The 9,309-nt window shown below is 66.2% G+C and carries 9 protein-coding genes and 1 pseudogene; 4 read left to right on the top strand and 6 right to left on the bottom strand.

Features of this window, described 5'->3' with window-relative positions; translation table 11 throughout:
* Positions 1–243: 243 nt before the first annotated feature.
* Positions 244–1,044 carry a BtpA/SgcQ family protein gene (locus IEX72_RS14775; protein WP_188788718.1) on the top strand — a complete coding sequence of 267 codons (801 nt, stop codon included), beginning with the start codon at positions 244–246 and terminating at the stop codon, positions 1,042–1,044.
* Here IEX72_RS14775 and IEX72_RS14770 read toward each other — a convergent pair.
* From IEX72_RS14770 to IEX72_RS14755, 4 genes are all read right to left on the bottom strand, one after another.
* Positions 1,038–1,955 (bottom strand): carbohydrate kinase family protein, encoded by a 918-nt coding sequence (locus IEX72_RS14770; protein ID WP_188788716.1) that lies wholly within the window; start codon positions 1,953–1,955, stop codon positions 1,038–1,040. The two genes, IEX72_RS14775 and IEX72_RS14770, sit on opposite strands and share 7 nt — an antisense overlap.
* A gap of 234 nt (positions 1,956–2,189) precedes the next feature.
* Complete coding sequence (locus IEX72_RS14765) at positions 2,190–3,713, bottom strand: FGGY-family carbohydrate kinase (protein ID WP_188788715.1); 1,524 nt, start codon at positions 3,711–3,713, stop codon at positions 2,190–2,192.
* 16 nt (positions 3,714–3,729) lie between these two features.
* A complete protein-coding gene (locus IEX72_RS14760) occupies positions 3,730–4,536 on the bottom strand; it encodes an ABC transporter permease (RefSeq protein ID WP_188788713.1) in 807 nt (268 codons plus the stop codon).
* On the bottom strand, positions 4,533–5,492 hold the full coding sequence (locus IEX72_RS14755; RefSeq protein WP_188788711.1) for an ABC transporter permease: 960 nt from the start codon (positions 5,490–5,492) through the stop codon (positions 4,533–4,535). Before IEX72_RS14755 ends, IEX72_RS14760 begins: the two co-directional genes overlap by 4 nt.
* A gap of 338 nt (positions 5,493–5,830) precedes the next feature.
* Here IEX72_RS14755 and IEX72_RS14750 point away from each other — a divergent pair, with 338 nt between their 5' ends.
* The 3 genes from IEX72_RS14750 (at position 5,831) to IEX72_RS14740 (ending at position 8,501) form a co-directional block, all read left to right on the top strand.
* Positions 5,831–6,175, top strand: a complete 345-nt coding sequence (locus tag IEX72_RS14750; protein WP_188788722.1) for a hypothetical protein — start codon at positions 5,831–5,833, stop codon at positions 6,173–6,175.
* 52 nt (positions 6,176–6,227) lie between these two features.
* Positions 6,228–7,007, top strand: coding sequence for an SDR family NAD(P)-dependent oxidoreductase (locus IEX72_RS14745; RefSeq protein WP_188788710.1), 780 nt, complete (start codon positions 6,228–6,230; stop codon positions 7,005–7,007).
* A 306-nt stretch (positions 7,008–7,313) separates the two neighbouring features.
* Complete coding sequence (locus IEX72_RS14740) at positions 7,314–8,501, top strand: extracellular solute-binding protein (protein ID WP_188788708.1); 1,188 nt, start codon at positions 7,314–7,316, stop codon at positions 8,499–8,501.
* A 16-nt stretch (positions 8,502–8,517) separates the two neighbouring features.
* On the opposite strand, the gene IEX72_RS14735 is transcribed toward IEX72_RS14740, so the two are convergent.
* Together IEX72_RS14735 and IEX72_RS15310 are read right to left on the bottom strand one after the other, a co-directional pair.
* Entirely contained in the window at positions 8,518–8,910 is a 393-nt protein-coding gene (locus IEX72_RS14735) for a dehydroquinate synthase/iron-containing alcohol dehydrogenase family protein (protein WP_425603793.1), read from the bottom strand.
* Positions 8,911–9,210: 300 nt separating this feature from the next.
* A pseudogene (locus IEX72_RS15310) lies at positions 9,211–9,309 on the bottom strand (RNA-guided endonuclease InsQ/TnpB family protein); the annotation flags it as partial.

Raw genomic sequence — 9,309 nt, 5'->3', positions numbered from 1 at the left:
GCGAGGACTGCTCGTCAGACTGTGGATTCGTGGCCCAGCGGACGAGCAACGCGAGTCCGCGCGGTTCGGATGGTCGTGTTTGGTTACGCGCCGACCGACCGGAGGACTACCGACAGGCGGGAATCCAAGAGGCCGTCGGAGCGACGAGCACACGGAACTATTGTGAGGCGCCGCGCCGAATCAACAGAGTATGGTAGGCAATAGCTCCGGAACGGGACACCGAAACCCGCACGTGGAGGGCCGATGACGCTCGGACTCGGAACCGACCGGCCGGTCGTCGGTATGATCCACCTCAACGCGCTCCCCGGTGCTCCCGACTTCGACGGTGACAGGCCGGCGCTCCGCGAGGCGATGCGGCGGGACGCGCGGCGACTAGCGAACGGTGGTGTCGACGCCGTGATGATCGAGAACTTCGGCGACGCGCCGTTCTACGCCGACAGCGTTCCGAAGCACACCGTGGCGTCGATGGCTGCGCTGGTCACCGACCTCCGAAACGTGCTCAAACTCCCGGTCGGCGTTAACGTACTCCGGAACGACGCCGAGGCCGCGGTCGCGATCGCGGCTGCGACTGGCGCGTCGTTCGTCCGGGTGAACGTCCACACCGGCACCCGTGCGACCGACCAGGGGGTCGTGGTGGGCCGGGCCGCCGAGACCGTCCGACTCCGGGACCGCCTCGACGCCGACATCGACATCATCGCAGACGTCGACGTGAAACACTCCGCGCCCGTTGCCGATCGCCCGCTGTCCGAGGAGGTTGCGGACCTCCTCAAACGGGGGAAGGCCGACGGGATCGTCGCCAGCGGCGCCGGCACCGGCCGTGGGACCGACCGGGAGCACCTCGAAGCCGTGGTTGAGGCCCGCGACCGCTCCGACGCCGGCGTGCCCGTGTTCGTCGGCAGCGGCGTCACCAGCGACACGGTCGCGGACCTGCTGACCCTCGCGGACGGCGCCATCGTCGGTAGCGACCTGAAACGGGGCGGCGAGGCGACCGCGCCGGTCGACGAGAAGCGGGTCCGGAATCTGGTGGACGCCACCGATCACTGATCGGGCAGCTCCGACGGCGTCGCGAGGCGCCCCCGCGGGCCCCGGGCGGTACAGGTCCGCGCGGCGGCGACCGCGGCAATCTCCCCGGCCGCGCGTGGGCCGGCACCGCCAAGCAGCCACGCGTGGATCAGCGCCGCGGTGAACTGGTCGCCGGCGCCCGTGGTGTCGACCGGGTCACACTCCCGTGCGGGGACGTGCACCGGGTCGGCCGTGCCGTCTGCGAGGTGGGCGCCCGACGCACCTGCGGTGACCGCGACGCGCTCCGCGCCGGCGTCGCGCAGCGTCCGGACGGCGTCGGCGGGGGGCTCCCCCAGATACGACCGGGCCGCGACCTCGCCTGTGATGAACAGGTCTGCGGCCGCCGCGAGCACGTCGATCGTCTCCGGAGCCGTCCCCCGGCCGTCGAGCTCCGAGAGCGGCCCCGAGAGGTCGAACGCGAGCGCGTCGATCGCGCCCGTTCGACGGAGGTCGGCCACCTCGCTCACCACCCGGTCCGGGGCGTACGCGCTCGTGAAGACGACGTCGGCCGCCCGGAGCCGTTCGCGGTCCGGATCCCGGAGGCGCAGGGTCGGTACGCTGTCGCCGCCGGCGACGATCATCCGGCCGCCGTCGGGTCCCCGGAGGATCAGCGTGTACGACGACGCACCGTCACCGCGTCGAACGGCGTCGGCGTCGACGTCCCACTCCCGAACCGACTCGACGACTATGTCGGCGGCATCGTCGTCACCGACGCGAGAGACGACCGCCGCGTTGTGGTCGAGCGCCGAGAGCCCGCAAGCGACGTTCGCGGCGACGCCGCCGCCGCGGCGCGTCCGGTCCGTGACGAACGCTCCACCGTCGGGCGCCGGGAGGTTCGACAGAACGTAAACGTGGTCCAACACCGCGCTGCCGACGGTGACGACGGACGCCACTCTGATCACCCCCACGCTCCGGACCGCGTCGGAGGAACGGTCCCGACGGCGTGCTCCGGCTGCCGGCACCAACGAACGGTACGCATTCGCCTGACTTCGGGGAGCTGTCGATAAAAGTCGTTCGCGACACCGCCGGAGCGCCGGCGCGACGGCTCCGAACGTCGGCCGGCAGCACAGCCGATCCATCACCGCGACCGGTCCCTTGGGGCTATGAGGGCCCGACGACGCGCCGTTTCACTCCGTAGACTCGGAGTCAGCTCGGTTGGACGCCGCCGCCCGCGTCGACCAGATGGGCTCCATCGCCCGCCTCACCTCCGAGAAGTGGTCGTACAGCGCCGTGTACTGCTCCGTGACCGACTCCCGCGGCTCGTACCGGCGGTCGACAGTGACCATTCGTTCAACCGCCGCCGACAGCGACGCGTACACACCCTGTGACACGGCGAGCAGTACGGCCGCGCCCTTTGCCGTCGCTTCCGACCCCTCGGGCACGGCAACCGGGCAACCGAGGCAGTCGGCGATCAGCTGACACCACAGGTCCGACTGGGCCCCCCCACCGGTCACAGTCGCGGTCCCGGGGTCGGCCGGGAGGTGCGCCACACAGTCGCGGATCGCGAGGGTGAGCCCCTCGTAGACCGCCCGAATCAGGTGTTCGGCGTCGTGTTCGGGAGTGAGCCCGACGAACTGTCCCCGCGCGCCCGGTTCGACGAACGGCCCCCGTTCGCCGGCTGTACTCAGATACGGGTGGTAGACCACCCCATCGCTCCCGGTCGGGGCTGCCCGCGCAATCGGCTCAAGCCCCGCGACGTCTGTGTCCCCGACGAGCACGTTGGCGGCCCACTCGAGACTCGGCGTGCCGGCGTTCGAGCTGATTGCGTACGTCCAGCGCCCCTCGTGGCCGAGGCTCATCTGGATCCCCGACGTGGCGGGCTGCGGTCCGTCAACGAACACGTGGTGCGTCAGGGAGGTGCCCAGCGTGATCGAGAGCCCGCCGGCGGTCGCCGCCCCGGTCCCGATGCCCGACGCCGGCACGTCGAAGGCCCCGGAAACGACCGGGAGCCCGGGGTCGAGACCGGTCGCGTCGGCAGCCACCTGGGTAACGGTCCCGATCACCGCTGTCGGCGCTGCCAACCGCGGGAGCATCGATTCCGCGTCGGGGAGGCCGACCACCTCGAAGACGCCGGGGTCGTACCGCTCGGTTCGTTTGTCCAGATACGGGATCGTCGCCTCGGTGTGATCGAGCGTTCGCTCGCCGGTGAGTTTGTATTGCAGCCAGTCCTTGCACGACAGGACAGTATCGACCCGCTCGTACTGTTCGGGCTCCTCGCGGGCCACCCACGCCAGAAGCGGTAGACTCATGCCCGGATACGGTTTCGACCCGCACTGGTCGACGATCCGCTCCAGGCGGCCGTCGTCCGCCCACGCATCCACGATGCCCGCAGCGCGGCTATCGGACCACAGGGCGGCGTTGCGGACGGGATCACCCGTCTCGCTGATCGCCCACAGCCCGTCGCCCTGCCCGGTGACGCTCACGCCGAGCGGCTCGGCGCCCTCCGGGAGTGCGGCGGTAACCTCTCCGAGCGCCGCCGCGGTCCGTTCCCACACCGCCATCGGCTCCTGTTCGACGTGTCCCGGCTCCGGCCGGAGTGTCTCCGTGTCGCGTGTCGCCACCGCCACCTCCGCGCCGTCGGTTCCGAACGCCACCGCCTTGATCGTTGACGTCCCGGCGTCGACGGTCAACAGAACGGGTTGTCCGGGCATGTGTGATCAAACGCTGTCAGGTGTGGAGGAACCGCTCGAGACCGACGAGTCGGTCAGCGACGACGATTGCGACGATCGCGACGAGAACATAGACGCTCGAAACCGCGGCGATCTGCGGGCTGATGTTGCCGCGGATCGCCCCGTAAATCGCGACCGGGAGGGTCTCGGTGTCGGTCACGGTGATAATGAGACTGACAATGAACTCGTTGAGTGCGAGCATAAACATCAGCAGCGCGCCCGAGATAACACCCGGCATTAGCGAGGGGAGTGTCACCTTGAGGAACGTCTGTATCTCCTCGGCGCCGAGGCTCCGGGCGGCGTCCTCGAGGGTCGGATCGAAGGCGTTGACGCTCGAGGCGACGCTCCAGATCATGAAGGGGATGTTGATTATCGTCAACCCGAGCCCGACAGCCCAGAGGTGGCCGATCCAGCCCAGTCGGCCAAAGATGATGAGAAAAATGAACCCCGAGACGACGAGCGGGACGGTGAATGGTAAAAGGAGGTAGATCTGGATGCCGTCCTCGAAGCGGATGTCGTAGCGGTTCAGCCCGAGTGCGGTCACAATGCCGATCGGGATGGAGATAGCGGTACAGAACGTGGCGACGATGACGCTGTTGAGGAACGGTTGGACATACTGGGGTTGGGCCAGCAGCGACGCGTACCACTTCAGCGAAAGCGCCGTCGGAGGGAACGAGATGATCTCGCCCGAGCCCAGCGAAACCACCAGAATGATTACTGAGGGAAGTATCAGGAAGGCGAGCTCGAAGATCGTAAACGCAGTCAGGTAGGGGTGGTCACCGCCGAACCGACGCAGCAGGCTCACGCCTCGTCCACCTCCACGCCGAGCGTACCGGTTCCGTACATTTTGAACACGACCAGAACGAACGACGAGGCGACGGCGACCAAGACGACGCTCAGAACCGCCGCGAACGGATAGTTGAGCGTGCCGAAGACCTGGTTGTAGATGAAGTTCGCAACGAAGCTCAACGTCCCGCCGCCCAGCAGGTCCGGGATGGAGTAGTTGGCCATACAGATCGTGAACGAGACGATCGTCGCGGCGGTGATGCCCGGGCGGGCCAACGGCAACACCACGTGGCGGAACGTTTGCCACTGGTTCGCGCCACAGTTCTTTGCGGCGCGCTCTAGGTCGGGGTCGATGCTAGCGATCGCGGGGGTCAACATCAGCACCGCGAACGGGAGGAGATACTGGAGCAAGCCGAGAAGCACCGCCACGGGCGTCCCGAGGAAGCTCACCGTTGGGAGCGAGAGCGTGCCGAGCACCCAGTTCAAAAGGCCGTTCTCGCCGAGGATGATGAGCCAGCCGTACGCCCGGATGATAACCCCGGTAAAAAACGGGACGAACAGCCCGAACAGGAGGAGATACCGGAACAGGGTCCGATCCGTCCGGACGACCAGATACGCGTACGGGATCGCCAGCGCGACGCACCCGGCGGTGACCGCCGCGGAGTACATGATGGTCCGGACAAAGACAGTGTAGAACGTGCCAGTGTCGATGAGGTCTCGCCAGTTGGCCAGCGTGTACTCGTAGGCGATGATCTCAACGGTGTCGTAGGTGAGAACGCTGTACCAAGCCAGGAACACCATCCCGACGGCGAGGAAGCTGACGAGCAGGACCCCGGGGATAAGCAGGGCGTACCCGAACCGGTCGGAACCGCCGTCGAAGTCGACCGGAGCGCGTTGTTTCGCCGCGATGAGCGCGTCAACGATGCGCCACTTTGCGCGGAGGCTCCCGTACCGGAGCCCCTCTCTAATGCTCATTCGTAGATCACGCCCTGTCCGAACGCCCGCAGTCGGTAGCCGATCCGTTCGCGTTCATCGTGTCGACCTACAGTTGCCCCCAAGGGTGTGATAACAGTTGCTCCACTGTCCGGGCAGTCGGCCACACGGAGACGCCGGCCGACGCCGGGAGGCGGAGCTGGCGTTCGCCGGTGGCTGGCGGGTCACGTATCGCATCTTGGTTCGGAGGTCATCAGTGACGATGATACATCGGCCACCCCCGTATGGCGGACGGTTTATATATCGGACCGGGACCCCTCCAGCGACGCCACCATGTGGCGGATGGTGATTGATGTCGTCGCCCGCAACGAGTGTTCGGTATGGAACAGCGGACGCTGGCGTCGCTCGACGCGACGGGGCGGGAGGCGGTGCTCAACCGTGACGCCGGGATCGACGAAGTACGTCAAGACGTGGCCGACATCGTCGAGACGGTTCGGGCGGAGGGCGACGAGGCGCTCCGCTCGCGTACCGTTCAACGACTGGACGAAGCCGGACTGGCGTCGATCTCCGACACAGTTGTCCCACTGGCCGAACTCGAGGGGCTTGATACTGTCGGCTATAGTCGCGTGACGTATTTCGACACCCCGGGGTGTCGAAAATCTTCACGTAATTATAGCCGACAGTATGAATCGCACGCCGAGAGCGTCCGGAGGCGCTTCGAGTGACCCGCCCGGTGGAGGGACTGGGCTTATTTGCTCGGCATCCGGTTGGACTGGTATGTCTGTGCTCGACGAGTTCGTACTCGACGGCAAAACAGCAATCGTGACCGGTGGGAGCCGCGGGATCGGACGCGCGCTCGCGAAGGCCTTGGCCGAGGCAGGCGCCGACGTCTGCGTGGCAAACCGGAACACCGAGGCCGCCAGGACGGCGGCGCGGGAGATCGCGGACGCGACCGGCGTCGAGACGGCCGGGGTGTCGGTCGACGTCACCGAGGAGGCCGACGTCGAACGGTTGGTAGGAGAGACCGTCGATCGGCTCGGCGGGATCGACGTGCTGGTCAACAACGCGGGCATCGCCCGAACCGCACCGGCCCACGAGATGTCACTCGAGACGTGGAACGAGGTGCTCCGGACCAACCTCACTGGCGTGTTCCTCTGTACGAAACACGCCGGGGGATGGATGGTTGAGAACGATGGCGGGACGGTCATAAATATGGCGTCGATGTCGGCGTTCGTCGCGAACTATCCACAACAAGAGGTTGTCTATCACGCGAGCAAAGGTGGCGTGGTGTCGTTCACGCGCCAGTTGGCTTCCGAGTGGGCGGAACACGGCGTGAGAGCCAACGCCATCGCGCCGGGATACATCCGGACAGAGATGATCGACGAACTCCTGGCGGAGAACCCCGATATGGAGGAGGCGTGGCTCTCGGAGATGCTGGTGGAGAAGATGGCTCCACCGGAGGATCTCGGCGGGACGGTCGTCTACCTCGCCTCCGACGCCAGTTCGTATATGACCGGCGAGACCGTCGTTATCGACGGTGGATACACCGTGAGGTGAGCCACGGACGGTCGGTTCTGCGGGACGCGGGACGGGGAGCGGAAGCGACACGCGCCCTCATACTGTCGGCTATAACTACGTGAAGATTTTCGACACCCCGGGGTGTCGAAATACGTCACGCGACTATAGCCGACAGTATCAAGCCCAGTGTACCGTGGCTCTCCGAACCACAGTTCGACACCGGATCACCATCTATGCGGGTAGTATTTCGAAACTAGCGGCCTGAGCGCCGCAGATATTATAAATATGCTACCGTATGGTGGGTATATTTGTATGCCCGTGAGTAAACATCGGTTGAGACGAGACATGAGAGAACATAACAGTGATGCGGACAGTCGGTCGAACGTCGGACGGAGGCAGTTCCTCGCGTCAGCGGGCGTCGCGTCGGCGGTCGCGTTCGCCGGGTGCAGCGGCGGTTCAGGCGGGTCGAGCGGCAGTGACGGCGGCGACAGCACCAGCAGCGACAGCAGCGGTGGGACCACACAGCAGAGCAGCGTCCCCCCAAAGCCGGAGTCGATCACGGTCCGGGCGTGGGGCGGCGCCTGGCAGGACAACCTCGACGAATACATCTCCAAGCCGTTCACTGAGGAGACCGGGATCCCCGTCGAGTACGACAACTCCAACGAGGACGAGATGCAGGCGAAGATCCGGACCGCGATCCGGCAGGACCGGACACCCCCAGTCGACGTGCAGTGGTCGCTGACGAAAACGAGCTTCCAGTCGCTCCAGATGGATCTGATGACGCCGCTCGATACGGAGATCGCGCCCAACATCACGGCCCTCCTCGGAGCGGGCAAGCCCGAGACCGACGGCGCCGAGTGGCCGTTCGTCAACTTCTACTCGTACACGTACGCTCTGACGTACAACACCGATCGGGTGGACTCGGAGCCGACCTCCTGGAGCAGTTGGTGGGAGGGCGACTGGGAGAACGACATCGGCCTCTACACCGCGGGCCACGGCGTGACGCCGGTCATCGCGAAGATGACCGACACGGAGTTGGGTGCTGTCGATACAATGGAGCCGGTTTGGGAACAGTACCGCGACCTCAAACCGCACGTCGGCGCCATCGGCGACGACTCGGCGCTCACCCAGAACCTCCGACAGGGCGAGGTTGCGATGTCGGTTATGCTCCCCGCAAACATCGTCAACGCGCAAGACGACGGGGCGCCGGTCGATTACACGATCCCCGAAGAAGGCGCACGCGCCGGCCGGGACACCATGTGGATTCCAAAGAACCTCGACGACTCCCACACCTACTGGGGACAGAAGTATATCAACACCGCAGCGAGCGGGGAGAACATCGGTCCCTGGTGTCAGAACCTCGGGGTCGCGCCGCTGCATCCTGACGCGGAGATCCCCGGGTGGATGGTCGATGACGTCGCCTTCCCGACGAACGAAGAGCAGTTCAGCCAGATGATCACCCCGTCGCTGGACGTCCTGACCGAACACGAGCCCAACTGGGAGAGCAGAGTCAACGAGATTATGGGCGGCTAACGCCGCACCCCAGCGGCTACTCTTTTTTGCGGGTGGTCCGTCGCTCACGCGCCAGTTCGTCCGCCGTCACCAGGGCGTCCTGGACCGCCTCGGGCGTCACTTCGAACGGTTCGTTGTGGATCGTCTCCTGGGGCTCGCAGGCCGCCTCTCCGATCGTGCGCAACTGCTCGTCGGTCGGGTCTGTCAGTCCGATGTCGGCGAGCGTGACGGGGAGTCCGAGGTCCACGGAGAGATCAACGATGTCGTGTATCGCGTCAGTGTCTCGACCCTCCAAGACGAGTTGCGTGAGCGTCCCGACGTTGACCTTCTCGCCGTGTGTCGCGTCGTGAGTGGGTTCGACCCGCGTGAGGCCGTCGTGGACGGCGTGAGCCGCCGCGAGTCCACCGCTTTCGAACCCGATCCCGCTCAAGAGCGTGGCAGCTTCAACGACCGCTTCAACGCTCTCGGTGACGGCATCGCGCTCGACTGCGGCGAGTGCGCTCTCGCCGTGGGCCTCGACCGTCCGGAAGCACTCCCGGGCGATGGCGCGGGCGGCCCGGGTGGGCTGCCCGCCGAAGACGGTCTCCGCACCCGCCTCGATTGCGGTCTCGGCCTCGACCCGGGTCGCGATCGCGTCGGCAATCCCTGACGTAAACTACCCCACCCTACTCCCTCGGCGCATACGCGCCTCGGTCCTTGAGGGTGGGGCTTTGATGTGGACTCCCGGCAATCAGTCACCAGCAATAGGCCGGTGGCTCTCCCCGTTCAACATCCCACCATTCACACGCAGGTCTACTTCTGCGTCTCCGCTCCCCGACTTGGGCGAGGA

This window comes from Halobellus salinus, from assembly GCF_014646875.1.
GTDB classification, from domain to species: Archaea; Halobacteriota; Halobacteria; order Halobacteriales; family Haloferacaceae; genus Haloquadratum; species Haloquadratum salinum.
The sequence above is the reverse complement of the archived record's forward strand: the minus strand, read 5'-3'. Positions and strand labels throughout refer to the sequence as shown.

What these genes read in the sequence shown, in the direction of transcription:
- IEX72_RS14775 (WP_188788718.1), top strand. Translation starts at nt 244, where the DNA reads ATGACGCTCGGACTCGGAACCGACCGGCCGGTCGTCGGTATGATCCAC.
- IEX72_RS14765 (WP_188788715.1), bottom strand. Translation starts at nt 3,713, where the DNA reads ATGCCCGGACAACCCGTTCTGTTGACCGTCGACGCCGGGACGTCAACG.
- IEX72_RS14755 (WP_188788711.1), bottom strand. Translation starts at nt 5,492, where the DNA reads ATGAGCATTAGAGAGGGGCTCCGGTACGGGAGCCTCCGCGCAAAGTGG.
- IEX72_RS14750 (WP_188788722.1), top strand. Translation starts at nt 5,831, where the DNA reads ATGGAACAGCGGACGCTGGCGTCGCTCGACGCGACGGGGCGGGAGGCG.
- IEX72_RS14745 (WP_188788710.1), top strand. Translation starts at nt 6,228, where the DNA reads ATGTCTGTGCTCGACGAGTTCGTACTCGACGGCAAAACAGCAATCGTG.
- IEX72_RS14740 (WP_188788708.1), top strand. Translation starts at nt 7,314, where the DNA reads ATGAGAGAACATAACAGTGATGCGGACAGTCGGTCGAACGTCGGACGG.